Source organism: Thauera butanivorans (genome assembly GCF_048398245.1).
In the GTDB taxonomy this organism is placed as follows: domain Bacteria; phylum Pseudomonadota; class Gammaproteobacteria; order Burkholderiales; family Rhodocyclaceae; genus Thauera; species Thauera butanivorans.
On sequence record NZ_CP183038.1, the window covers coordinates 163,116 to 185,016 of the forward strand.

A 21,901-nucleotide genomic window follows, 5' to 3' on the forward strand; every position below is an offset into this window, starting at 1 on the left:
GGGGCGGTTTTGCACAGCCGGCCCGTTCCGCAGGCGCGGAGCAGTGCTCCGCGAAACCCCTGATCCACCCTCCGAGGGAGCGCTTTTGCCTTGGGACGGTCCGGCGGCAAAAAGCCGCGTGGGGCCGGGCTGTGCGGTGGCGCGATGGCGGATGGGAGGGGGCCTTCGACGTCTTCGCAGACACACACGACAGTCGAATGAAGCGGATAATTTCTATAAGATATACGACAGTTGACGGGGGCGTTTGCTGCAATGCAACTAAAGTTTGACTTTGCTGTGGATAACCCCTAGTATTCGCGGGATTTTTCGGCGGTCTCCGGCTGCCGGCATGACAATCGATGCTAAAAGCCGTTCTACTGCAGTTGTGCGCAACGATCCTCGCGGTGGCTGTTTCCGCTGCGCTGTTCGGGGTGCGGGGTGCGATCTCTGCGGCGGGTGGCGGGTTGGCGTGCGTGTTGCCGAGCTGGATGTTCGCTGTGCGTCTTGCTGCGATTTCACGCAAGGCAGGCACGGCGAGCGTGGCCGCTTTCGTCGCGGGCGAACTGATCAAGGTCGCCTCGATCGTGGGATTACTGGTGCTGGTGTGGGCCCTGTATCCGCAGCTCCACTGGGGAGCGATGCTGATCGGCCTGATCCTGGCGCTCAAGGCGAACTTATTTGCATTTTTGGTGAAGACCTGACATGGCTGGCAACGCTCCCACCGCATCCGAATACGTAATCCACCACCTCGGACACTTCAACAACACCGGACATCCGCAAGAGAGCATCGTCAATTGGGGGGTCATCAACCTCGATTCGATGTTCTTTTCGATCGCGCTGGGTCTGCTCACCGTCTTCATCCTGTGGCTGGCCGCCCGCAAGGCGACTTCCGGCGTGCCCGGGCGTTTCCAGGGCATCGTCGAGCTGCTGGTCGAGATGGTGGCCGACCAGGCCAAGGGCATCGTGCATAGCGCCGAGTCACGCAAGTTCGTCGCCCCGCTGGCGCTGACCGTGTTCGTCTGGATCTTCCTGATGAATGCGATGGACCTGCTGCCGGTCGATCTGATCCCGATGCTCTGGACCGGCGCCTATTCCGCTGCCGGCGGCGATCCGGCCCACGCCTATATGCGCATCGTCGCGACCGCCGACCTGTCGGCCGCGCTGGGCCTGTCGATCGGCGTGCTGCTGCTCTGCCTGTACTACAACGTCAAGATCAAGGGCGTCTCGGGCTGGGTGCACGAACTCTTCACCGCGCCCTTCGGCAGCCACCCGCTGCTGTATCCGGTGAACTTCGCCATGCAGATCATCGAGTTCCTGGCCAAGACCGTGTCCCACGGCATGCGGTTGTTCGGCAACATGTATGCCGGCGAACTGGTGTTCATCCTGATTGCGCTGCTGGGCGGCACGGCCACCGTGTTCGGTTTTGCCGGCCACGTGATCGCCGGCACCATCTGGGCGATCTTCCACATCCTGATCATCACGCTCCAGGCCTTCATCTTCATGATGCTGACCCTGGTGTATGTCGGTCAGGCGCACGAAAGCCACTAAGAACAAGTTTCGGCTTCATCTTCAACGTAGTACCTGGTTTTTAAACTCACCTTCCCCACTAAGGAGTTGTCATGGAAAACGTTCTGGGTTTTGTTGCTCTGGCTGCTGGTCTGATCATCGGTCTGGGTGCCATCGGTGCTTGTATCGGTATCGGCATCATGGGTTCCAAGTACCTCGAAGCTTCCGCTCGCCAGCCCGAACTGATGAACGCCCTGCAGACCAAGATGTTCCTGCTGGCCGGTCTGATCGACGCCGCGTTCCTGATCGGTGTCGGTATCGCCATGATGTTCGCCTTCGCCAACCCGTTCCAGCTCTGATCGGTTCGAGTTCATCCTTTTTTGAACCAACCTGAGGGCCAAGAACCGTGAATTTGAACGCAACCCTGATAGCCCAGCTCGTTGTGTTCTTCATTCTGGCGTGGTTCACGATGAAATTCGTGTGGCCGCCCATCGTGAAGGCACTGGACGAGCGTGCGAAGAAAATCGCCGACGGGCTGGCAGCTGCGGACAAGGCCAAGGCCGATCTGGCGCTCGCCGAGAAGAAGGTCGTCGAGGAACTGCGCAAGGCTCGCGAATCCGCGGGCGATGTGCGTGCCTCCGCTGAAAAGCAGGCGAGCCAGCTTGTCGATGAAGCCCGTGCCGAAGCCGCCCGCATCATTGCGGCCGCCCGCGAAGCTGCCGAGACCGAAGCCGGTGCTGCAGCCCAGCGCGCCAAGGAAGCGCTGCGCGACCAGGTCGCCAGCCTGGCCGTTGCCGGTGCCGAGAAGATTCTGCGCCGCGAAATCAACGCCCAGGTGCACAGCGAACTGCTTGCCAACCTGAAACAGGAACTGCAATAAGTCATGGCCGAGAACGTCACCATCGCGCGCCCCTATGCGGATGCCGCCTTCGAGCTGGCTCGCGGGGCAGGTGCGCTGGGGCCTTGGTCGGAAGCACTGGATCGGCTCGCCGCCCTGGCGGCCGATCCGGACATGCGGGCCTGCATCTCCGATCCCAATCTCAGCGCCGATCAGCTCGTGAAGCTGGTGCTGGATGTGGCCGGAACCCTGTCCGCTGAACAGCAGAACTTCGTCCGCATCCTCGTGGATAACGAACGTCTGCAGGTGCTTCCCGAGATCCGTGACCTGTTCGTTGCACTGAAGAACGAACACGAAGGTGTCCTCGAGGCTGAAATCGCCTCTGCCTTCCCCCTCGACGATGCGACCTTGGTATCGCTCAAGTCCGACCTCGAAGCCCGCTTCAAGGCGAAACTGAACATCCAGGTCCATATCGATCCCGCCCTCATCGGTGGGGTCCGCATCGCCGTCGGCGACGAAGTCATCGACGCCTCGGTACGCGGCAAGCTCGCGAACATGGCCGCTGCGCTAAAGAACTAGGAGCATAAAAGCTATGCAACTCAACCCCTCTGAAATCAGTGATCTGATTAAGAGCCGGATCCAGAACCTGCAGCTCGCCGCCACGTCGCGCAACGAGGGCACGGTGGTCTCCGTCACCGACGGCATCTGCCGCGTCCACGGCCTGACCGACGTGATGCAGGGCGAAATGCTGGAATTCCCCGGCAACACCTTCGGCATGGCGCTCAACCTCGAGCGCGATTCCGTCGGCGCCGTGGTGCTCGGCGAATACGAGCACATCACCGAAGGCGACACCGTCAAGGCCACCGGCCGCATTCTCGAGGTGCCCGTCGGCCCCGAGCTGGTCGGCCGCGTCGTCAATGCGCTGGGCCAGCCGATCGACGGCAAGGGTCCGATCAACGCCAAGCTGACCGACAAGATCGAAAAGGTCGCGCCGGGCGTCATCGCGCGTAAGTCGGTGTCGCAGCCGGTGCAGACCGGCCTGAAGTCGGTCGACTCCATGGTGCCGATCGGCCGCGGCCAGCGCGAGCTGATCATCGGCGACCGCCAGACCGGCAAGACCGCCGTGGCCGTCGACGCCATCATCAACCAGAAAGGCCAGGACATGTTCTGCGTCTACGTGGCGATCGGCCAGAAGGCTTCGACCGTTGCCAACGTAGTGCGCAAGCTGGAAGAGAACGGCGCGATGGAATACACCATCGTCGTCGCCGCGACCGCTTCCGAGTCCGCCGCCATGCAGTACCTGTCGGCCTACGCCGGCTGCACCATGGGCGAGTACTTCCGCGACCGTGGCCAGGACGCGCTGATCGTCTATGACGATCTGACCAAGCAGGCCTGGGCCTATCGCCAGGTTTCGCTGCTGCTGCGCCGCCCGCCGGGCCGCGAAGCCTACCCGGGTGACGTGTTCTACCTGCACTCCCGCCTGCTCGAGCGCGCCGCGCGCGTGAACGAAGACTACGTCGAGAAATTCACCAATGGCGAAGTCAAGGGCCGGACCGGTTCGCTGACCGCACTGCCGGTCATCGAGACCCAGGCCGGCGACGTGTCCGCCTTCGTGCCGACCAACGTCATCTCGATCACCGACGGCCAGATCTTCCTCGAGACCGACCTCTTCAACGCCGGTATCCGTCCCGCGATCAACGCCGGTATCTCGGTGTCCCGCGTCGGTGGTGCCGCGCAGACCAAGGTCGTCAAGAAGCTGTCCGGCGGTATTCGTACCGACCTGGCGCAGTATCGCGAACTCGCTGCGTTCGCCCAATTCGCTTCCGACCTGGACGATGCCACCCGCAAGCAGCTCGAACGCGGCCGCCGCGTCACCGAACTGATGAAGCAGGCCCAGTATTCGCCGATGTCGATCGCCGACATGGCCGTCGTGCTGTACGCGGTGAACAACGGCTATTTCGACGACGTCGATGTCAGCCGTGTGCTGCCGTTCGAAGCCGCGCTGCTGCAGTTCGTCAAGACCAAGCAGGCCGATCTGGTCTCCTCGATCCTGAGCAAGAAGGAACTCGACGCCGAAGGCGAAAAGACCCTGGCTGCCGCGATCGCCGAGTTCAAGAAGAGCTGGGCCTGAGGCCGGCGAGGGAGACGGAATATGGCAAGCGGTAAGGAAATCCGTACCAAGATCAAGAGCGTGCAAAACACGCGCAAGATCACCAAGGCCATGGAGATGGTGGCTGCATCCAAGATGCGCAAGGCGCAGGACCGGATGCGGGCCGCCCGTCCCTTTGCCGAGAAGATCCGCCGACTCGCCGCGAACCTGTCCCAGGCCAATGTGACCGACTACAAGCACCCCTTCCTGGTTCACAAGAGCCAGGTCAAGCGGGTGGGGCTGATCCTGGTGACCACCGACAAGGGTTTGTGCGGTGGTCTCAACACCAACGTCCAGCGCATCGCCCTCAACGCGATGAAGGACTGGGAGTCCTCGGGCGTGACCGAGATCCGTGCCTGCGCCATCGGCAACAAGGGTCTGGGTTTCATGCAGCGGATGGGCGCCAAGGTGGTGTCGAACGTCACCCAGCTGGGTGACACGCCGCACCTGGAGAAGCTGATCGGTCCGGTCAAGATCATGCTCGACGCGTTCCAGAACGACGAGCTCGATGCGGTCTACCTGGTCTACACCCGCTTCATCAACACGATGAAGCAGGAGCCGGTGCTCGAGCAGCTGCTGCCGCTCACCGGTGAAAAGCTGGGTACGCCGGACAGTTCGTGGGATTACCTCTACGAGCCGGATCCGCAGGTCGTCATCGACGAACTGCTGGTTCGCTACGTCGAGGCGCTGGTCTATCAGGCCGTGGCCGAGAACATGGCATCCGAACAGAGCGCGCGCATGGTGGCAATGAAGGCCGCTTCCGACAATGCCAAGAACGTGATTGGCGAACTGCAGCTGGTCTACAACAAGACCCGCCAGGCCGCGATCACCAAGGAGCTGTCGGAAATCGTCGGCGGCGCCGCCGCGGTGTAAGGCATTATTGATTTAAGGATATGACGATGAGTCAAGGTACGATCGTTCAGTGCATCGGCGCGGTGGTGGACATCCAGTTCCCGCGTGAAGCGATGCCCAAGGTGTATGACGCCCTGAAGCTCGAGGACGCTGCCGATTCCTTTGCCGAGCCTGGCCTGACCTTCGAGGTCCAGCAGCAGCTCGGCGACGGCGTGGTGCGGACCATCGCGCTGGGTTCTTCCGACGGCCTGCGCCGTGGCATGAAGGTTTCGGGCACCGGCAAGCCGATCTCGGTGCCGGTCGGCCACGGCACGCTGGGCCGCATCATGGACGTGCTGGGCCGCCCGATCGACGAAGCCGGCCCGATCGAAACCGACGAGCTGCGCGCCATTCACCAGAAGGCGCCGAAGTTCGACGAGCTGTCGCCGTCGGTCGAGCTGCTCGAAACCGGCATCAAGGTCATCGACCTGATCTGCCCGTTCGCCAAGGGCGGCAAGGTGGGTCTGTTCGGCGGCGCCGGTGTCGGCAAGACCGTGAACATGATGGAGCTGATCAACAACATCGCCAAGCAGCACAGCGGTCTGTCGGTGTTCGCTGGTGTGGGTGAGCGTACCCGTGAGGGCAACGACTTCTACCACGAGATGAAGGACTCCAACGTTCTGGACAAGGTCGCGATGGTGTTCGGTCAGATGAACGAACCCCCGGGCAACCGTCTGCGTGTGGCGCTGACCGGCCTGACCATGGCCGAGCGTTTCCGCGACGAAGGCCGCGACATCCTGTTCTTCGTGGACAACATCTACCGCTACACCCTGGCCGGTACCGAAGTGTCCGCGCTGCTGGGCCGGATGCCTTCCGCGGTGGGCTACCAGCCGACGCTGGCGGAAGAAATGGGCCGCCTGCAGGAGCGCATCACCTCGACCAAGGTCGGTTCCATCACTTCGATCCAGGCCGTGTATGTGCCGGCGGATGACTTGACCGACCCGTCGCCCGCCACTACCTTCCTGCACTTGGACTCCACCGTCGTGCTGTCGCGTGACATCGCCGCGCTGGGTATCTACCCCGCCGTCGATCCGCTCGACTCCACCTCGCGCCAGCTCGACCCGCTGGTCGTGGGCGAAGAGCACTACGGCGTTGCCCGCCAGGTCCAGCAGACCCTGCAGAAGTACAAGGAACTGCGCGACATCATCGCGATTCTGGGCATGGACGAACTGTCGCCGGAAGACAAGCTCGCCGTGGCCCGTGCGCGCAAGATCCAGCGCTTCCTGTCGCAGCCCTTCCACGTCGCGGAAGTGTTCACCGGCTCGCCGGGCAAGTACGTCTCGCTGAAGGACACGATCAAGGGTTTCAAGATGATCGTCGGCGGCGAACTGGACAACCTGCCGGAACAGGCTTTCTACATGGTCGGCAACATCGACGAGGCCATCGAGAAGGCGAAGAAGCTGCAGTAATTCGTCCGCCCGCGCGGTGCTTCGGTGCCGCGCGGATTTGAAAAGGAAACACTATGGCTATGACGGTTCATGTCGACATCGTCAGTGCGGAAGAGCAGATCTTCTCCGGGCTGGCCGAATTCGTCGCGCTGCCTGGCGAGGCGGGTGAACTCGGCATTCTGCCCGGCCACATGCCGCTGATGACCCGGATCAAACCGGGGGCGGTGCGGGTCAAGGTTCCGAATCAGGCGGAAGAAGAGCTTGTGTTCGTTGCCGGTGGTTTGCTCGAGGTTCAGCCGGGTCTGGTGACGGTGCTTGCCGACACCGCGATCCGCGGCAAGGATCTGGACGAGGCGAAGGCGCTGGAAGCCAAGAAGAAGGCTGAAGAGGCAATGGCCAACCAGACCGCGCGTCTGGATTATGCCAAGGCCCAGGCCGAGCTCATGGAAGCCGTGGCGCAGCTTGCCGCGATCCAGCGTCTGCGCAAGCGCGGTCACTGATCGCTTCTCCATCCTGCCTGAAGGCGGGACGGAAATGAAAAAGCAGCTCCTTGGGGCTGCTTTTTTTCGATCCATGCTTCGGAAAGAAAGGGCTTTCCCGTGATTCAGCGGCCTTGCTCTAGCCGTGAAATGCGCTTGTCGAGTCGCCCGATGGCGTCGCGCAAGGCGACGATGTCCTGCGCCAGCGGAGGAAGTGCGCCGTGCGGCACGAGCAGTGAGGCCTCTTCGGTCAGGTACTCGGCGACGTTGCCACCTGCGCGCTCGAGAGAGCGGCGGCTTTCGCCGACCAGTTGCTTGCCGCCTTCGACCAGACGGTGGGCGGCAATGTCGCCGAACAGCCGGGAGAGGTCTTCTTCCGCATCCCAGCGGAGGTGGCGGAAGACGAAGCCCAGGGCATCGGCGAGTTCGGCATTGCCTTCGATGCGCACGTGGCGCATCGCCGTTTCCAGGCCATCGACCAGCAGCTTCGGCAGGTCGGATGCGGCAAGTACCAGCAATACCTCAGGCTCGTTCTCGCCGGACCATGCAGCCAGATAGCCTTCGGCGGACACCGAGAAATCGAGCTCCAGCAGCGGCGTGACGGCGAGCCGGGCCGTGCGGCCGGCATGTGGAAGCAGGCGCGTGCGCGCCCAGCCGGATTGCGACAGCAAATGGTTGGTGGCGGACAGGAAAGCGCTGGACAGCATGGTGGCCGGGCGTGGAGAAGTGGGCGGAAAAATATGAGCCGAAAGCAAAACGGGGAGGCCTGAGCCTCCCCGTCCATGCCCCGATGTTCAGTCGACCTGCTGGATGCCGGCGATGAGCCAGCCGCCCTGGCCCTTGATCGGCTTGGTCAGGTGCCAGATTTCGTCGAAGGCCTCCGGTGCGGCGCCTTCCGCTTCACGCAGCAGACCGTTGAAGCGGACGCTGACGACGTAGCGCTCGCTGTCCTGCTCGACATCGACGACGTCGGCGTTCAGTTCGACGACATCGGTGCGCTGGGCAGCGGCGCCGCGCTCGTTGAGCTGCATGCAGATTTCGGCGAAGACTTCCGGCGTGGTGAATTCACGCAGATCGTCCAGGTTGCCGGCATCGTTGGCGGCCTGCAGGCGGATGAAGTTCAGTTTGGCCTGGCGGGCGAAGCCCTGCACATCGAAGCCTTCGGCAAGCGCCTTGTCGAGGCCCGATGCGGCCGCGGCTTGCGGCGCGGACGACATCGGCGGCATCGGGTTCAGCGGCCGTGCGTTCGCGCCCGCACCAGTGCCTGCCCCCGCGTATTGCAGGTTCTGGCTTTGCTGGTTGTTGGCGTTGCGGCGGAACAGCAGGCGGAAGATGAAGAAGGCTGCGGCTGCGAGCAGCAGGATCATCATGAACGAGGCCATTTCCTCGCCGAGGCCGAGGTGGGAGAACAGCGCGGCCAGCCCCAGCCCGGCGGCGAGGCCGGCGATGGGGCCCATCCAGGAGCGCTTCTGACCGGCAGCGGCCGCGCCGGCGGGCGGGGTGTTCTGGGTTGCGGCGGGTTGGCGGGGGGCTTGCTGGGGCGTCGCATTGCGCTTCATGCCGAAGCTGCTGCCGCCGCCAAGGCGCTTGGCTTCGGCTTCGGGGGCGCCGATGAAGCCGAATGAAAAGATGGCGACGATCAGGGTGAGGATCAGATTCTTCATCGTTGGTGGGTCTCCTGGGTTTTCAAAGCTTGTAGCCGCGATGCAGGGCAACCACCCCTGCACTGAGGTTGAAGTAATCGACACGCGAAAGGCCGGCTTGTTCCATCATGCCCTTCAATTCTTCCTGTCCGGGATGCATGCGGATGGATTCCGCCAGGTAGCGGTAGCTTTCGGCGTCGTTTGCCACCTGCTTGCCCATCCAGGGCAGCAGTTTGAACGAGTATAGATCGTAGATCGGCGACAGCGGCTTCCATACGCGCGAGAACTCGAGCACCAGCAGGCGGCCGCCGGGGCGCAGCACACGGCGCATCTCGGCCAGCGCGGCGTCCTTGTGAGTCATGTTGCGCAGGCCGAAGGCGACGGTCACGCAGTCGAACCAGTCGTCCGGGAAGGGCAGCTTCTCGGCATTGCACTGTGCGCTCGGCATGGCGTAGCCATGGTCGATCATGCGGTCGCGGCCGCGCGACAGCATGGCGTGGTTGATGTCCGTCAGCCACACCTGCCCCTTGGCGCCGACCTTGCGCGCGAAGGCCAGCGACAGGTCGGCCGTGCCGCCGGCGACGTCGAGCACGCGATCGCCTTCGCGCACGCCGGAAACCTGGATGGTGAAATGCTTCCACAGGCGATGGAGGCCGAACGACATCAGGTCGTTCATCACGTCGTACTTCTGCGCGACCGAGGAGAATACCTCGGCCACCTTCTTTTCCTTGGCTTCCTCGGCCACCGTCTGGAAGCCGAAGTGCGTCGTCTTGTCGCTCATGATCGTCTCAGTGATGATGTCCGCAACCACTCTTCGGCGCCGGTGGCGGCACCTTGGCGGGATCGCGGCTGCCGCCGGCCCGGGCAAGGCGGTCGAGGTAGGTCTGCCACAATGCGTCCTGCTGCTGGCCGATCGTGTAGAGATAGTCCCAGGAGTACAGGCCGCTGTCGTGGCCGTCGGAGAACACCGGGCGGATCGCGTAGTTGCCCACCGGCTGCAGGTCGACCACGTCGACGTCGCGCTTGCCCTGCTGCAGGGTCTCCTGCCCCGGACCGTGTCCGCGGACTTCGGCCGAGGGCGAATGGACGCGCAGGAATTCGAAGGGCAAGGTGAAACGGCTGCCGTCGTCGAAGGCGATCTCGAGCCGTTTCGACTGGCTGTGCAGCGTGATTTCGGTGGGAAGCGGGGTGTTCCGATCCAGTCCGGCCATGGCCAAAGCCTCGCATTCGGGGGCCACAATCATACCCGAATCGTCATCGTCCGGCCCTGTGCCGCGGCCGCGCGCGGTATTGCAGGCCGATGACGTGTCATCAAAACGTCAAACAGCTGCAATAGACTGTGCCCGTCAATAGCAGGGAATCGACAGCATGCCAGCGAACATCTTGCTCGTGGAAGACGAACCGGCGATCCAGGAACTGATCGCCGCCAACCTCAATCGCGCCGGCCATCACGTGGTCCGTGCCGCCGATGCCGAATCGGCCCAGCGCATCGTGCGCGAAGCGCTGCCCGACCTGATCCTGCTCGACTGGATGCTGCCGGGGGCCTCGGGCATCGAGTTCGCCCGCCGCTTGCGTGCCGACGAGCGCACGCGCGCGATCCCGATCATCATGCTCACCGCCCGCGGCGAGGAGCAGGACAAGGTCACCGGGCTGGAGACCGGCGCCGACGACTACATCACCAAGCCTTTCAGCCCGCGCGAGCTGGTCGCGCGAATCAAGGCCGTGCTGCGCCGGCGGGCGCCGCAGACCACCGAGGACGCCGTCGAACTGGGCGGGCTGCGGCTCGATCCGGGCACCCACCGCGTGACTGCGGAAGGCAAGGTGCTGACCCTGGGACCGACCGAGTTCCGCCTGTTGCACTTCCTGATGACGCACCCGGAGCGGGTGCATTCGCGCGCACAACTGCTCGACCAGGTGTGGGGCGACCACGTCTTCGTCGAGGAACGGACGGTGGACGTGCATATCCGCCGTCTGCGCTCGGTGCTCGAACCGGATGGCTTCGATGCGCTGGTCCAGACCGTTCGCGGCAGCGGCTATCGCTTCTCGACCCAGACGCCGCAGGTGCCGGCCGCGCGGTGATCGACGCCGACGTGGAATCAGCGTGATCCATCGCCCTCTTCGCTACATCACCGTCGGCATCGGCGTGCCGGTGGCCGCCGTGCTGGCACTGGCGTTGCTGGCCGGCCACTACCGCGGCAGCGACGCCGCGCTTGCCCTGGTGGTGCTGGGCTTGCTGGCCATCGCCATCCTGCTCGTGCGCCATGTACGCATGCTGGTGGAATGGGTGCGCCAGCCTGTCGGCAGCATGCCGCCGCAGGTCGAAGGCCTGTGGGGCAGCGTGTTCGACGAACTGGAGGACCGCTTCCGGCGCGAACTCGAGGTGCGCGACAAGCTGTCGGAGGAGCTGGGCCGTTTCCAGCAGGCGGCGCAGGCGATGCCGGACGGCCTGCTCTACCTGGCCGAGGACGGCAGCATCGAATGGCTCAACGTGATGGCCGAGCAGCATTTCGGCCTCGATCGCCGCCGCGACCTGCGGGTGCCGGTCACCAACCTGGTCCGCCAGCCCGACTTCGTCGCCTATCTGCAGGCCGACCGCCATGCCGAGCCGCTGATCATGCATTCGCCGGGGCGCAGGGAAAGGGCGCTGCAGGTGCAGATCATCCGTTTCGCCGGCAACCGGCGCATGGTGCTGTCGCGTGACATCTCCAAGTTGCAGCGCCTGGAAAACATGCGCCGGGACTTCGTCGCCAACGTGTCGCACGAGATGCGCACGCCGTTGACCGTCGTCGGCGGTTTCCTCGAGACCCTGATCGACGGCCTCGACGACTTCAGCCGCGACGAGGTGCTGCATTTCCTGTCGCTGGCGCACGAGCAGTCGAGCCGCATGCGGCATCTGATCGAAGACCTGCTGGCGCTGTCGGCACTCGAGACGGGGGCGCCGGCGCCGCTGGAGGAGGGGGTGGATGTGCCTGCGCTGATGCAGACCGTGCGGCGCGAGGCCGAATCGCTGTCGGCCGGCCGCCATACCGTCACGCTGGTGCTCGAAGGCGGCGGCGGGCTCAGGGGAAGCGCCAGGGAACTGCACAGCGCGTTCTCCAATCTTGCCAGCAATGCGGTTCGCTATACCCCCGCGGGCGGGCATGTCGAACTGGGCTGGCGCGTCGATGCCGAGGGCGGTGAATACTGGGTCAGGGACGACGGCATCGGCATCGATCCCGAGCACATTCCGCGCCTGACCGAGCGTTTCTACCGCGTGGATCGCGGCCGCTCGCGGGAGACTGGCGGCACCGGCCTCGGCCTGGCCATCGTCAAGCACATCCTGAACCGCCACCAGGCCGTGCTCCGCGTCGACAGCGAGCCTGGCAAGGGCAGCCGTTTTTCGATGCGTTTCCCGCCGGCCAGGATCGGCGACGAAAGCTAGCCGGGCACCCTGTCGGGCGTGACCGCCAGCTCCGCCTCGAAAGCGCACAGATCGTAGTTCGTGCCGCGCCGGATCAGGCGCTGCAGGCAGACCTGGCGCGCCGTGCCTTCGTGGTGGATTTCCACCCGCTGTCCGGCGGCATACCACTGCGATGGCAGCACGATGCAGGCAGGGATCTTGAGCGCGCTCGCCTCGGGCAGCAGGAAACCCTGCTGCCACGGCGCACGTCCGCTCCCGAGGATTGCCTGGCGTACCGAAACCATGCGGGGCATGCCGGGCAGCACTTCGATGCCGGCTTCGAGCGTGCCGTCTTCGCGGTACATCAGCCAGCTCAGGTCGCCGAGCAGGAAATGCGCGCTGTCCGGCGGGCGGATGCCGACGAGCTGGTGGTGGGCGATGCGCTCCCCGGCCGTGCGGCGCTGGACCCGGAAGCCGGCGACGGACTGGTCCAGGATCGTCCACTGCTCGTAATCCAGCCCGAGGCGCTCGGCGTCGCGCTGGTGGCGCGCCTGTTCATGCTCGGGCGTATCGACCTTCGGTACCTGTCCGCCGAAGGCCAGCAGGGAGATGTCCTCGCGCAGGCGGTGCAGCGGGCTGTCGGTGCGCGGCTGGCGGAACACCACGCCTTCGATGGCGAAACCGATGGTCAGCCAGTCGGCACTCAATTGCAGCATGCCGTCGGCACGCCGGCGCGGGAAGCGGCGGCCGGCCGTGCCGCGCCCCCAGGGCCGGTACAGCGACAGCAGCAGACGGACGCTGGCGTCGGTGGGGCAGTCCTCGCCCAGCCCCAGCGAAGCCGGCTTTGCGCCCCGCTTGAACTGCGCAAGCACGGCCTGGATCTGGTTGGCGAGCGTGCTGCCGTCGAAGCGCAGCCGTGCCGGCGCTTGCGGGACCAGGCCCAGCGGGCGCAAGCCGACGTCGCCATGGATATCCACGCCATAGTCGGTAGGCTTGGTGTTTTCATCGGCTGCGGCGAGATCGCAGTAGGGCGCGAAGCGCTGCGCCCAGCGGATGACCCAGTTCAGTTCGCGTTCGCTGCGGCCGTACGGGTTGGCGAGGTCGGTCAGCAGGATGGCGACGTAGGCCTCCAGCACGCTCTGCGCGTGCCATACCTCGTTGAGCGGATCGGGGACGCGGATGCGGTGGATGCCCGCCTGGCTCGCATCCGCATGGCTGGCATGGATTTCCGCCCAGCAGCCCGGCGGCACCTCGCGCCGCGCGCGGAAATATTCGAACAGGGTCATGCCGGCGTAGTAGGTGCGGCGCTGGGCCAGCAGTGCGCGCTGGTCGTGCAGCGTGCCGGCCGCCGCATCGAGCCGGGCGATCTGCGCATAGGAGCGGGACAGGTTGCGCCACAGTCCGAGCACCCGCTGCAGCGAGGCGTTTTCCTCGCTGTCGGGCGGCAGCGGCAGGCTGGCGTAGCGGCGCGCGATGTCGTCCTGGCTGCAGGCGACGATCTCGCGCGCGGCTTCGAGCACTTCGAGGTGCTGGTTGGGCGCCGGCGCCGCATGCAGCAGGGTCTCGATCATGTCGGTCAGCAAGGCATGCGTGCGCGGGATGTCCGTCGGGTGCAGCTTCTGCAGCAGGTCGAGGCAGACGGCCGGATTGGAGAAGTCCATGGCGGGAGGCGTGGGGAAAGGTGGATCAGGCCTGGGCGGCGAGGGCGCTGTCGATGGCGCGCGCCAGCGCGACCGGGTCGGCAGCGGCATGGACGGCGCCCTGGCGCTGCGCCGGCCCCCAGACCGATTCCGGGAAGTGGCGGTCGTCGCGATAGCGCGGAATCACGTGCCAGTGCAGGTGCGGCACCATGTTGCCGAAGCTGGCGAGGTTGATCTTGTCCGGGTGCAGCAGGGTGCGCAGCGCGGTTTCGGTGGCCAGCACGACGTCGAGCAGGTGGCGCCGGTCTGCCGGCAGCAGGTCGCTCATCTCGGTGACGTGCTCGTTCCAGATCACGCGGCAGAAGCCGGGGTGGGCGTCGTCATCGACGCGAATGACGCGGCAGCGCCCGTCCTCCCAGATGATCTGCTCGGCGGATGCGGGGCACAGCGGACAATCCATGGCGATCCTCGACGGCTTGAATGGCGGGAAACCGCGGAACTCTAGCGGCTCCGCGTGGCCGGGGCGAGGAATTGTTGCTCACAATCGGCATCGCGCCGCGGATAGTCCTGCGCCACCGTGCGGGTTTCGGCCATGTCGACCCGTTCGCCGTCATGGAAGGCGAACAGGTTGCCGGGCGGGATCTGCGTCCAGGCCTCGTTGTCGGTCAGCGGCGTGGTGGCGATCACCGCAACCCGGTCGGACGGCGTCGTGACCTGGTTGAAGTCGACGGTGACGTCCTCGTCGGCCAGATGGGCCACCGGGAAGGGCGCCTTGCGGACGATGTAGCACAGCCGCGACGAACAGTGCGCGAACAGGCGCTTGCCGTCCGACAGCAGGAAGTTGAATTCGCCGAGGCTGCCGACTTCGAGCGCCAGCTCGCGCAGGGCGGCATGCAGTTCGGCAGTGTCCTGCGTGCCTTGCGGAAAACGCTGGGCCAGGCGGTCGAGGATGCAGCAGAAAGCGAGTTCGGAGTCGGTGTTGCCGACCGGCTGGAAGCGGCCGGACAGCCTGGGGGCGAAGCCTTTCAGGTTGCCGTTGTGGGCGAAAATCCAGTAGCGCCCCCACAGCTCGCGCTGGAAGGGATGGGTGTTCTCGAGCCCGACGACGCCCTGCGTCGCCTTGCGGATGTGGGCGATGACGTTGAGCGAATGGATCGGGTAGTGCTTGACCAGTTCGGCGACCGGCGAATCCGCGCTCGGGCTGGGGTCGAGGAACACGCGCACCCCGGCGCCTTCGAAGAACGCGATGCCCCAGCCGTCCCGGTGGTGGTCGGTGAGGCCGCCGCGGGCGCGGAAGCCGGCGAAGGAGAAACAGATATCGGTCGGCACATTGCAGTTCATGCCGAGCAACTGGCACATCGGGGTCTCCGCGATGTCGGTACTGGAAACGGCAGTATAGCGAAGCGGGGGCGGCCGGTGGTCGCACGGGCCGTCGCGCGGGGAGCGGCCTGCCGCCGCTTCCCGTCTTCAGGCGCCGGGCTCGTGCTTCAGCCGAGCTTCTTCTTCAGCAACTCGTTGACCTGCGCCGGGCTGGCCTTGCCCTTGCTGGCCTTCATGACCTGGCCGACCAGCGCGTTGAAGGCCTTTTCCTTGCCGGCGCGGAACTCGTCCACCGACTTCTGGTTGGCAGCCAGCACCTCGTCGATCATCGCTTCGATCGCGCCGCTGTCGGTGACCTGCTTCAGGCCCTGCTTGTCGATGACCTCGTCGGCGCTGGCGCCCTCGCCGTTCCACAGCGCCTCGAACACCTTCTTGCCGATGGCGTTGGAGATGGTGTTGTCGGCGATGCGTGTCACCAGGCCGGCAAGCTGGGCGGCCGACACCGGCGAGGCGGCGATGTCGAGCTCGGCCTTGTTCAGGCGCGCGGCGAGGTCGCCCATGATCCAGTTGGCGCAGGGTTTCGCCAGCGCCGTGCCGGCGGCCGTCACCGTCGCCTGGTAGAAATCGGCGACTTCCTTGGAGGCCGTCAGCGTGGTGGCGTCGTAGGCGGACAGGCCCCACTCGTCCATGAAGCGGGCCTTCATCGCGCCCGGCAGTTCGGGCATCCCGGCCTGCACGCGCGCCTTCCAGTCAGGCGAGACCACCAGCGGCAGCAGGTCGGGGTCGGGGAAGTAGCGGTAGTCGTGGGCGTCTTCCTTGCTGCGCATCATGCGCGTCTCGCCGCTGTCGGGGTCGAACAGCACGGTGGCCTGCTGCACGCGGCCGCCGTCCTCGAGGGTGTCGATCTGCCACTGCACCTCGAAGTCGATCGCCTGCTGCAGGAAGCGGAAGGAGTTCAGGTTCTTGATCTCGCGGCGGGTGCCGAATTCGGTCGCGCCCTTCCTGCGCACCGACACGTTGGCGTCGCAGCGGAAGGAGCCTTCCTGCATGTTGCCGTCGCAGATGTCGATCCAGCGCACCAGCGCATGCAGCGAGCGGGCGTAGGCCACGGCTTCGGCCGAGGAGCGCATGTCGGGCTCGGAGACGATTTCGAGCAGCGGCGTGCCGGCGCGGTTCAGGTCGATGCCGGTCATGCCGTGGAAGTCCTCGTGCAGGCTCTTGCCGGCGTCTTCCTCCAGGTGGGCGCGGGTCAGGCGCACGGTCTTCTCGTAGGCCTGCTCGGCTTCGCCGACGCGGATCGTGATCGCGCCGCCCTGCACCACCGGCAGGTCCATCTGGCTGATCTGGTAGCCCTTCGGCAGGTCGGGGTAGAAGTAGTTCTTGCGCGCGAACACGCTCTTTTCCGCGACGTGGGCGCCGATCGCCAGGCCGAAGCGGATCGCGCGCTCGACCGCGCCGCGGTTCAGCACCGGCAGCACGCCCGGCAGCGCGATGTCCACCGCGCTGGCCTGCACGTTGGGTTCGGCGCCGAAGGCGGTGCTGGCACCGGAAAAGATCTTGCTGGCGGTGTTGAGCTGGGCGTGGACCTCCAGCCCGATCACGACTTCCCAATCCGTTCTGCTCATGGTCGTTTCTCTTGTTGCGGTTCGCGGCGCAGGCTCAATGGCACTGGCCGCTGGTCCGATCGACGATGATCGGCCATACGTAGTCGAAGGTGCCGCGGCTGCAGCGCCGCGCGCAATCGGAAAAGCCCACCGTCACCTGGTTGCCCTGCTCCCAGATGTTGACCGTGCAGCCGTCCTTGGCGCGCAGCTCCACGCTCGGCATGCGGCGCGTCTGGGTGAAGGGGCCGTCGAAGCGGCAATTGCCGCGGCGGGGGATGTCCACCGTGGCGCTGAAGCGCTTGACGTCGGCGTGGCTGATGTCGAGCACCGCGGTCGCGGTGTAGCCGGTCTCGTCGCGGAAGCGGCAGTCGGCCTGGACGTCGAGCGGGCGCACCGGCATCGGCTTCAGGCGGCCGGGGCGTTCGCTCGGCCGTGTTTCGCTTTCGGCCGGCCCCGGTGCCTGCCACGGCGGCGTGGCACAGGAAGCGAGCAGGCCGGCCGCGGCTGCGGCCAGACCGGCACGCAGCCGCCGGCGCGGCGGGATCGGGGGCACGAAAGGCATCATCGGCTCAAGCCGCGATCGCCGGCCTGCGCGTATGCCAGTCGGTCGCCTGCTGGAAGCGGTGGGCGGCGTTCAGCAGGCGGGCTTCGCTGAAGTAGTCGCCGATCAGTTGCAGGCCCACCGGCAGGCCGTCGCCGCCGAAGCCGCAGGGCTGCGACAGGCCGGGCAGGCCGGCGAGGTTGACCGCGAGGGTGAAGATGTCCGACAGGTACATCTGCACCGGGTCGTCCGCCATCTGGCCCAGCGCCCAGGCGGTGGTCGGCGTGGTCGGGCCGGCGATGAGGTCGCAGTGCTGCAGCGCGGCCTGGAAGTCCCGCGCGATCAGCCGGCGCAGGCGCTGCGCCTGCAGGTAGTAGGCGTCGTAATAGCCGTGCGACAGCACGTAGGTGCCGACCAGGATGCGGCGCTTGACTTCGGCGCCGAAGCCTTCGGCGCGGGTCTTGCCGTACATGTCGGCGAGGTCGCCATATTCCGCCGCGCGGTGGCCGTAGCGCACGCCGTCGAAGCGCGACAGGTTGCTGGAGCACTCGGCCGGCGCGATCACGTAATAGGCGGGAATCGCCAGCTTGGCGTTGGGCAGCGACACTTCGACCGTGGTGGCGCCGAGCGCGCGGTACTGCTCGATCGCGGCCTCGACCGCGGCGCGTACGTCCTGGGCCATGCCTTCGGCGAAGAATTCGCGCGGCAGGCCGATGCGCAGGCCTTCGAGCGGCCGTGCCGCAGCCGGCGCGGCGAGCGCGGCGGCGTAGTCCTCGGCCGGACGCTCCAGGCTGGTCGAGTCGCGCGGGTCGAAGCCGGTCATCGCCGACAGCAGCAGCGCGCAGTCCTCGGCGCTGGCGCCGAAGGCGCCGCCCTGGTCGAGCGAGGAGGCGTAGGCGATCATGCCGTAGCGGCTGACCACGCCGTAGGTCGGCTTGATGCCGGTGATGCCGCAGAAGGCCGCCGGCTGGCGCACCGAGCCGCCGGTGTCGGTGCCGGTGGCGATCGGCGCCAGGCGCGCGGCCACCGCCGCGGCCGAGCCGCCGGACGAGCCGCCCGGCACGCGGCTGAGGTCCCACGGGTTCTTCACCGCGCCGTAGAAGGAGCTTTCGTTGGACGAACCCATCGCGAACTCGTCCATGTTGGCCTTGCCCAGGCCGACCGCGCCGGCCGCCTTCAGCAGGCCGACGACGTGGGCGTCGTAGGGGCTGACGAAGTTCGACAGCATCTTCGAGCCGCAGGTGGTCAGCACGCCTTCGGTGCAGAACACGTCCTTGTGCGCGAGCGGGATGCCGGTCAGCGCGCCGGCCTGGCCGGCGGCGATGCGCGCGTCGGCGGCGCGGGCCGCGGCCAGCGCGCCTTCGCGGTCGACGGTGATGAAGGCGTTGAGCTGCGGGTCGAGCGCGTCGATGCGGTCGAGGAACAGGGTTGCGAGCTCGACGCTGGAAATCTGCCGGGCGTCGAGCGCGCGGCGCAGTTCCGGAAGGGAAGCGTGGATCATGTGTTCGGCAAGCCAGGTGAAGGCGCGGGAGCCGCGCCGCGGATCATTCGATGACTTTCGGTACCAGGTACAGCCCGGCCTCGGTCTGTGGCGCGACCTGCTGGAAGGCGGCGCGCCTGTCCTGTTCGGTGACGAGGTCCTCGCGCAGGCGGGTGGCGAGCTCCTGCGGATGGCTCATGGGTTCGACGCCGGCGGTGTCGACCGCCTGCATCTGCTCGATGAGGCCGAAGATGCCGTTCAGCTTGTCGCGGGTGGCGTCGATTTCGGCATCGGAAAGGGCGATGCGCGCGAGGCGGGCGAGGTGCCCGACTTGTTCATTTGAAAGCGACATGAGGTAACAAAACCTGCTGAATCCACAAAGGTTTGTAGGTTATCATAATCGTCTTTGCCCCGCCGGGGCTGCGCCATCGGGCGGTAGCGGGCGGGGCACTCGCGTTGCGGTGCATCATGCCTTCGTCCGGTGCGCCACGCGACTCAACCATTCCACCGGTTTCGGAAGGCCCCATGTTCGGTTTCCTGCGCTCCTATTTCTCCAACGATCTCGCGATCGACCTCGGCACCGCCAATACACTGATCTACGTGCGCGGCAAGGGCATCGTGCTCGACGAACCCTCGGTGGTGGCGATCCGTACCGAAGGCGGTCCCAACGCCAAGCGCTCGATCCAGGCCGTCGGCCACACCGCCAAGCAGATGCTGGGCAAGACGCCCGGCAACATCACCGCCATCCGGCCGATGAAGGACGGCGTGATCGCCGACTTCGTCGTCACCGAGCAGATGATCAAGCAGTTCATCAAGAAGGTGCATGATTCGCGCCTGCTGTCGCCTTCGCCGCGCATCATCATCTGCGTGCCCTGCGGCTCCACCCAGGTCGAGCGCCGCGCGATTCGCGATGCGGCGCTGGCGGCCGGCGCCTCGCAGGTGTTCCTGATCGAGGAGCCGATGGCCGCGGCGATCGGTGCCGGCCTGCCAGTGTCGGATGCGACCGGCTCGATGGTGGTGGACATCGGCGGCGGCACCACCGAAGTCGGCGTGATCTCGCTCGGCGGCATCGTCTATTCGGGCAGCATCCGCGTCGGCGGCGACAAGTTCGACGAGGCCATCGTCAATTACATCCGCCGCAACTACGGCATGCTGATCGGCGAGACCACCGCCGAGAAGATCAAGAAGGAAATCGGCTCGGCCTTCCCCGGCTCCGAAGTGCGCGAAATGGAAGTCAAGGGCCGCAACCTGGCCGAAGGCATTCCGCGCAGCTTCACGGTCTCGTCCAACGAGATCCTCGAAGCGCTGGCCGAGCCGCTCAACCAGATCGTCTCCGCGGTCAAGATCGGTCTGGAGCAGACGCCGCCCGAACTCGGCGCCGACATCGCCGAGCGCGGCCTGATGATGACCGGCGGCGGCGCGCTGGTGCGCGACCTCGACCGCCTGCTGATGGAGGAGACCGGCCTGCCGGTGGTCGTCGCCGAAGAGCCGCTGACCTGCGTTGCGCGTGGCTGCGGCATGGCGCTCGACAAGATGGACAAGCTCGCGGCGATCTTCACCTCCGAGTGAGCCGCTGCCCCGGCCTTGCCGCCGGGGCCTGCGTTCGTCATCGTCCACGCCATCGTTCTCGATCCGGTGGCTCCTGGTTTCCCGGATGTCTCTCGTCGGCCACAAGACCCCTCCGATCTTCAAGCGCGGACTGACGCCGGTCACGCGCCTGTCGGTGTTCGTCGCCATCTGCCTGCTGCTGCTGGTGGCGGACCTGCGTTTCCGCTACCTGGAGGTCGTGCGCAATGCCTTGTCGGTGGTGACTTATCCGCTGCAGATGGCCGCCGCCAAGCCGGCCGACTTCGTGCGCAACGCCTCGCGCTATTTTGCCACCCTGGTCGAAGTCCAGCTCGAGAACGCCGAGCTGCGCCGTGACCACCTGACGACCGGCGAGCGCCTGCTGCGCTTCGAGCTGCTCGAAAAGGAAAACGCCCAGCTGCGCGAACTGCTCGGCATGTCGCAGCGCATCGACGTCAAGAGCGTCGCCGCCGACATCCTCTACAACGCGCCCGACCCCTTCGCCCGCAAGGTCATCCTCGACCGCGGCGCGCAGCAGGGTGTCGAAGCCGGGCTGGCGGTGATCGACGCCAAAGGCGTGGTCGGCCAGGTCACGCGCGTGCACCCGGTGCAGTCCGAAGTCACCCTGCTCACCGACCGCAACCAGTCGATCCCGGTCAGCGTGCTGCGCAACGGCGTGCGCGGCGTGCTGTTCGGCACCGGCCGCGGCCGCCTGGAAATGCGCTTCGTGCTGGCCGACGCCGACATCCGCGAAGGCGACCGGCTCGTCACTTCCGGCCTCGACGGCATCTTCGTGCCCGGCCTGCCGGTGGCGGACGTGACCATGGTCGACCGCAGCTCCGACGCCTTCGCCCGCATCGATTGCGAGCCGCTGGCGGACATCGACACCAGCGTGCAGGTGCTGGTGATCGGCCGCACCGCCTACCCGCCGCCTCCGCCGGCACCGGACCAGGAGCGCTGAACGATGCAGCCGACCAACCGTTCCAGCCGCATCCTGCTGCCGGTCAAGCTGTGGTTCGTCTATCTCAGCCTGATCGTCGCGCTGGGGCTCGAATACATCCCGACCGGGCGGATGCCCGGCATTCCTGGCTGGGTGGCGCTGGTGCTGGCGATCTGGTGCGTGCGCGAGCCGCAGCGCATCGGCATGGGCGCGGGCTTCGTGCTCGGCCTGCTGGTGGACGTCGGCCAGGGTGCGGCGATGGGCCAGCATGCGCTGGCCTACGTGGTGCTGGCCTATCTGGCCAACGGTGCGGCGCGGCGCGTGATGTGGTTCCCGCTGTGGCAGCAGGCGCTGCATTTCCTGCCGCTGTTCCTGCTGACCCAGGCGCTGATGCTGGCGGTGCGCCTGCTGGCCGGTGCCGAGTTTCCGGGCTGGTCGTACTTCCTCTCCAGCCTGAGCAGCACTGCGCTGTGGGCGCCGCTGTCGATGCTGCTGCTGCTGCCGCAGTACCAGCCGGTCGACCGCGACGACAACCGGCCGATCTGAGGCTTGCGGCGG

At 66.1% G+C, this 21,901-nt stretch carries 25 protein-coding genes; 14 read left to right on the plus strand and 11 right to left on the minus strand.

The window, feature by feature from the left end; genetic code table 11:
* The first annotated feature begins 338 nt into the window (after positions 1-338).
* The 9 genes from ACNQFN_RS00735 (at position 339) to ACNQFN_RS00775 (ending at position 7,251) form a co-directional block, all read left to right on the plus strand.
* Entirely contained in the window at positions 339-680 is a 342-nt protein-coding gene (locus ACNQFN_RS00735) for an ATP synthase subunit I (RefSeq protein ID WP_068636706.1), read from the plus strand.
* A gap of 1 nt (position 681) precedes the next feature.
* A complete protein-coding gene (gene atpB, locus ACNQFN_RS00740) occupies positions 682-1,527 on the plus strand; it encodes a F0F1 ATP synthase subunit A (protein ID WP_068636707.1) in 846 nt (281 codons plus the stop codon).
* Between the two features lie 71 nt (positions 1,528-1,598).
* Positions 1,599-1,844, plus strand: coding sequence for a F0F1 ATP synthase subunit C (gene atpE / locus ACNQFN_RS00745; protein ID WP_002925444.1), 246 nt, complete (start codon positions 1,599-1,601; stop codon positions 1,842-1,844).
* Positions 1,845-1,891: 47 nt separating this feature from the next.
* On the plus strand, positions 1,892-2,365 hold the full coding sequence (locus ACNQFN_RS00750; protein WP_068636708.1) for a F0F1 ATP synthase subunit B: 474 nt from the start codon (positions 1,892-1,894) through the stop codon (positions 2,363-2,365).
* Between the two features lie 3 nt (positions 2,366-2,368).
* Positions 2,369-2,902, plus strand: a complete 534-nt coding sequence (locus ACNQFN_RS00755; protein ID WP_068636709.1) for a F0F1 ATP synthase subunit delta — start codon at positions 2,369-2,371, stop codon at positions 2,900-2,902.
* 13 nt (positions 2,903-2,915) lie between these two features.
* The gene (gene atpA / locus ACNQFN_RS00760; RefSeq protein ID WP_068636710.1) at positions 2,916-4,454 is read left to right on the plus strand and encodes a F0F1 ATP synthase subunit alpha; all 1,539 of its coding nucleotides are present in this window, start codon (positions 2,916-2,918) and stop codon (positions 4,452-4,454) included.
* Positions 4,455-4,475: 21 nt separating this feature from the next.
* Complete coding sequence (gene atpG / locus ACNQFN_RS00765) at positions 4,476-5,345, plus strand: F0F1 ATP synthase subunit gamma (RefSeq protein ID WP_068636711.1); 870 nt, start codon at positions 4,476-4,478, stop codon at positions 5,343-5,345.
* Positions 5,346-5,371: 26 nt separating this feature from the next.
* The gene (gene atpD / locus ACNQFN_RS00770) at positions 5,372-6,772 is read left to right on the plus strand and encodes a F0F1 ATP synthase subunit beta (RefSeq protein WP_068636712.1); all 1,401 of its coding nucleotides are present in this window, start codon (positions 5,372-5,374) and stop codon (positions 6,770-6,772) included.
* A gap of 53 nt (positions 6,773-6,825) precedes the next feature.
* Entirely contained in the window at positions 6,826-7,251 is a 426-nt protein-coding gene (locus ACNQFN_RS00775) for a F0F1 ATP synthase subunit epsilon (RefSeq protein ID WP_068636713.1), read from the plus strand.
* A gap of 104 nt (positions 7,252-7,355) precedes the next feature.
* Here the strand turns inward: ACNQFN_RS00775 and ACNQFN_RS00780 are convergent, their stop codons facing one another.
* The 4 genes from ACNQFN_RS00780 to ACNQFN_RS00795 form a co-directional block, all read right to left on the minus strand.
* Positions 7,356-7,937: a ubiquinone biosynthesis accessory factor UbiJ gene (locus tag ACNQFN_RS00780; RefSeq protein ID WP_068636714.1), complete on the minus strand. Its 582-nt coding sequence runs from the start codon at positions 7,935-7,937 to the stop codon at positions 7,356-7,358.
* An 87-nt stretch (positions 7,938-8,024) separates the two neighbouring features.
* Positions 8,025-8,894, minus strand: coding sequence for a Tim44 domain-containing protein (locus tag ACNQFN_RS00785; RefSeq protein ID WP_068636715.1), 870 nt, complete (start codon positions 8,892-8,894; stop codon positions 8,025-8,027).
* Positions 8,895-8,916: 22 nt separating this feature from the next.
* On the minus strand, positions 8,917-9,654 hold the full coding sequence (gene ubiE, locus ACNQFN_RS00790; RefSeq protein WP_068636716.1) for a bifunctional demethylmenaquinone methyltransferase/2-methoxy-6-polyprenyl-1,4-benzoquinol methylase UbiE: 738 nt from the start codon (positions 9,652-9,654) through the stop codon (positions 8,917-8,919).
* A 7-nt stretch (positions 9,655-9,661) separates the two neighbouring features.
* On the minus strand, positions 9,662-10,084 hold the full coding sequence (locus tag ACNQFN_RS00795; RefSeq protein ID WP_418647714.1) for a gamma-butyrobetaine hydroxylase-like domain-containing protein: 423 nt from the start codon (positions 10,082-10,084) through the stop codon (positions 9,662-9,664).
* A 157-nt stretch (positions 10,085-10,241) separates the two neighbouring features.
* Here ACNQFN_RS00795 and phoB point away from each other — a divergent pair, with 157 nt between their 5' ends.
* Both phoB and phoR read left to right on the plus strand, forming a co-directional pair.
* On the plus strand, positions 10,242-10,952 hold the full coding sequence (phoB, locus tag ACNQFN_RS00800) for a phosphate regulon transcriptional regulator PhoB (protein WP_068636717.1): 711 nt from the start codon (positions 10,242-10,244) through the stop codon (positions 10,950-10,952).
* Between the two features lie 22 nt (positions 10,953-10,974).
* Positions 10,975-12,294 carry a phosphate regulon sensor histidine kinase PhoR gene (gene phoR / locus ACNQFN_RS00805; protein ID WP_418647715.1) on the plus strand — a complete coding sequence of 440 codons (1,320 nt, stop codon included), beginning with the start codon at positions 10,975-10,977 and terminating at the stop codon, positions 12,292-12,294.
* On the opposite strand, the gene ACNQFN_RS00810 is transcribed toward phoR, so the two are convergent.
* The 7 genes from ACNQFN_RS00810 to gatC form a co-directional block, all read right to left on the minus strand.
* Positions 12,291-13,913, minus strand: coding sequence for a hypothetical protein (locus tag ACNQFN_RS00810; RefSeq protein WP_418647716.1), 1,623 nt, complete (start codon positions 13,911-13,913; stop codon positions 12,291-12,293). The two genes, phoR and ACNQFN_RS00810, sit on opposite strands and share 4 nt — an antisense overlap.
* A gap of 25 nt (positions 13,914-13,938) precedes the next feature.
* On the minus strand, positions 13,939-14,352 hold the full coding sequence (locus tag ACNQFN_RS00815) for an HIT family protein (protein WP_418647717.1): 414 nt from the start codon (positions 14,350-14,352) through the stop codon (positions 13,939-13,941).
* Positions 14,353-14,393: 41 nt separating this feature from the next.
* Entirely contained in the window at positions 14,394-15,251 is an 858-nt protein-coding gene (locus ACNQFN_RS00820; RefSeq protein WP_068636721.1) for a class II glutamine amidotransferase, read from the minus strand.
* A 128-nt stretch (positions 15,252-15,379) separates the two neighbouring features.
* The gene (gene gatB / locus ACNQFN_RS00825; protein WP_418647718.1) at positions 15,380-16,837 is read right to left on the minus strand and encodes an Asp-tRNA(Asn)/Glu-tRNA(Gln) amidotransferase subunit GatB; all 1,458 of its coding nucleotides are present in this window, start codon (positions 16,835-16,837) and stop codon (positions 15,380-15,382) included.
* 34 nt (positions 16,838-16,871) lie between these two features.
* Positions 16,872-17,369: a hypothetical protein gene (locus tag ACNQFN_RS00830; RefSeq protein ID WP_245650901.1), complete on the minus strand. Its 498-nt coding sequence runs from the start codon at positions 17,367-17,369 to the stop codon at positions 16,872-16,874.
* A 16-nt stretch (positions 17,370-17,385) separates the two neighbouring features.
* Complete coding sequence (gatA, locus tag ACNQFN_RS00835; RefSeq protein ID WP_418647719.1) at positions 17,386-18,858, minus strand: Asp-tRNA(Asn)/Glu-tRNA(Gln) amidotransferase subunit GatA; 1,473 nt, start codon at positions 18,856-18,858, stop codon at positions 17,386-17,388.
* A gap of 43 nt (positions 18,859-18,901) precedes the next feature.
* On the minus strand, positions 18,902-19,189 hold the full coding sequence (gene gatC / locus ACNQFN_RS00840; RefSeq protein WP_068636725.1) for an Asp-tRNA(Asn)/Glu-tRNA(Gln) amidotransferase subunit GatC: 288 nt from the start codon (positions 19,187-19,189) through the stop codon (positions 18,902-18,904).
* Positions 19,190-19,362: 173 nt separating this feature from the next.
* On the opposite strand from gatC, the gene ACNQFN_RS00845 reads away from it, so the two are divergent.
* The 3 genes from ACNQFN_RS00845 to mreD all read left to right on the plus strand — a co-directional run bounded on the left by ACNQFN_RS00845 (position 19,363) and on the right by mreD (position 21,889).
* The gene (locus ACNQFN_RS00845; protein WP_068636726.1) at positions 19,363-20,406 is read left to right on the plus strand and encodes a rod shape-determining protein; all 1,044 of its coding nucleotides are present in this window, start codon (positions 19,363-19,365) and stop codon (positions 20,404-20,406) included.
* Positions 20,407-20,491: 85 nt separating this feature from the next.
* The gene (mreC, locus tag ACNQFN_RS00850) at positions 20,492-21,364 is read left to right on the plus strand and encodes a rod shape-determining protein MreC (protein ID WP_418647720.1); all 873 of its coding nucleotides are present in this window, start codon (positions 20,492-20,494) and stop codon (positions 21,362-21,364) included.
* A gap of 3 nt (positions 21,365-21,367) precedes the next feature.
* Positions 21,368-21,889 carry a rod shape-determining protein MreD gene (mreD, locus tag ACNQFN_RS00855; RefSeq protein ID WP_418647721.1) on the plus strand — a complete coding sequence of 174 codons (522 nt, stop codon included), beginning with the start codon at positions 21,368-21,370 and terminating at the stop codon, positions 21,887-21,889.
* The last annotated feature ends 12 nt before the right edge of the window (positions 21,890-21,901 follow it).

What these genes read in the sequence shown, in the direction of transcription:
- atpA (WP_068636710.1), top strand. Translation starts at nt 2,916, where the DNA reads ATGCAACTCAACCCCTCTGAAATCAGTGATCTGATTAAGAGCCGGATC.
- atpB (WP_068636707.1), top strand. Translation starts at nt 682, where the DNA reads ATGGCTGGCAACGCTCCCACCGCATCCGAATACGTAATCCACCACCTC.
- atpG (WP_068636711.1), top strand. Translation starts at nt 4,476, where the DNA reads ATGGCAAGCGGTAAGGAAATCCGTACCAAGATCAAGAGCGTGCAAAAC.
- mreC (WP_418647720.1), top strand. Translation starts at nt 20,492, where the DNA reads ATGTCTCTCGTCGGCCACAAGACCCCTCCGATCTTCAAGCGCGGACTG.
- mreD (WP_418647721.1), top strand. Translation starts at nt 21,368, where the DNA reads ATGCAGCCGACCAACCGTTCCAGCCGCATCCTGCTGCCGGTCAAGCTG.
- atpE (WP_002925444.1), top strand. Translation starts at nt 1,599, where the DNA reads ATGGAAAACGTTCTGGGTTTTGTTGCTCTGGCTGCTGGTCTGATCATC.
- gatB (WP_418647718.1), bottom strand. Translation starts at nt 16,837, where the DNA reads ATGAGCAGAACGGATTGGGAAGTCGTGATCGGGCTGGAGGTCCACGCC.
- ACNQFN_RS00775 (WP_068636713.1), top strand. Translation starts at nt 6,826, where the DNA reads ATGGCTATGACGGTTCATGTCGACATCGTCAGTGCGGAAGAGCAGATC.
- gatC (WP_068636725.1), bottom strand. Translation starts at nt 19,189, where the DNA reads ATGTCGCTTTCAAATGAACAAGTCGGGCACCTCGCCCGCCTCGCGCGC.
- ACNQFN_RS00845 (WP_068636726.1), top strand. Translation starts at nt 19,363, where the DNA reads ATGTTCGGTTTCCTGCGCTCCTATTTCTCCAACGATCTCGCGATCGAC.
- ubiE (WP_068636716.1), bottom strand. Translation starts at nt 9,654, where the DNA reads ATGAGCGACAAGACGACGCACTTCGGCTTCCAGACGGTGGCCGAGGAA.
- ACNQFN_RS00795 (WP_418647714.1), bottom strand. Translation starts at nt 10,084, where the DNA reads ATGGCCGGACTGGATCGGAACACCCCGCTTCCCACCGAAATCACGCTG.
- ACNQFN_RS00780 (WP_068636714.1), bottom strand. Translation starts at nt 7,937, where the DNA reads ATGCTGTCCAGCGCTTTCCTGTCCGCCACCAACCATTTGCTGTCGCAA.
- phoB (WP_068636717.1), top strand. Translation starts at nt 10,242, where the DNA reads ATGCCAGCGAACATCTTGCTCGTGGAAGACGAACCGGCGATCCAGGAA.
- gatA (WP_418647719.1), bottom strand. Translation starts at nt 18,858, where the DNA reads ATGATCCACGCTTCCCTTCCGGAACTGCGCCGCGCGCTCGACGCCCGG.
- ACNQFN_RS00810 (WP_418647716.1), bottom strand. Translation starts at nt 13,913, where the DNA reads ATGGACTTCTCCAATCCGGCCGTCTGCCTCGACCTGCTGCAGAAGCTG.
- atpD (WP_068636712.1), top strand. Translation starts at nt 5,372, where the DNA reads ATGAGTCAAGGTACGATCGTTCAGTGCATCGGCGCGGTGGTGGACATC.
- ACNQFN_RS00755 (WP_068636709.1), top strand. Translation starts at nt 2,369, where the DNA reads ATGGCCGAGAACGTCACCATCGCGCGCCCCTATGCGGATGCCGCCTTC.
- ACNQFN_RS00785 (WP_068636715.1), bottom strand. Translation starts at nt 8,894, where the DNA reads ATGAAGAATCTGATCCTCACCCTGATCGTCGCCATCTTTTCATTCGGC.
- ACNQFN_RS00735 (WP_068636706.1), top strand. Translation starts at nt 339, where the DNA reads ATGCTAAAAGCCGTTCTACTGCAGTTGTGCGCAACGATCCTCGCGGTG.
- ACNQFN_RS00815 (WP_418647717.1), bottom strand. Translation starts at nt 14,352, where the DNA reads ATGGATTGTCCGCTGTGCCCCGCATCCGCCGAGCAGATCATCTGGGAG.
- ACNQFN_RS00820 (WP_068636721.1), bottom strand. Translation starts at nt 15,251, where the DNA reads ATGTGCCAGTTGCTCGGCATGAACTGCAATGTGCCGACCGATATCTGT.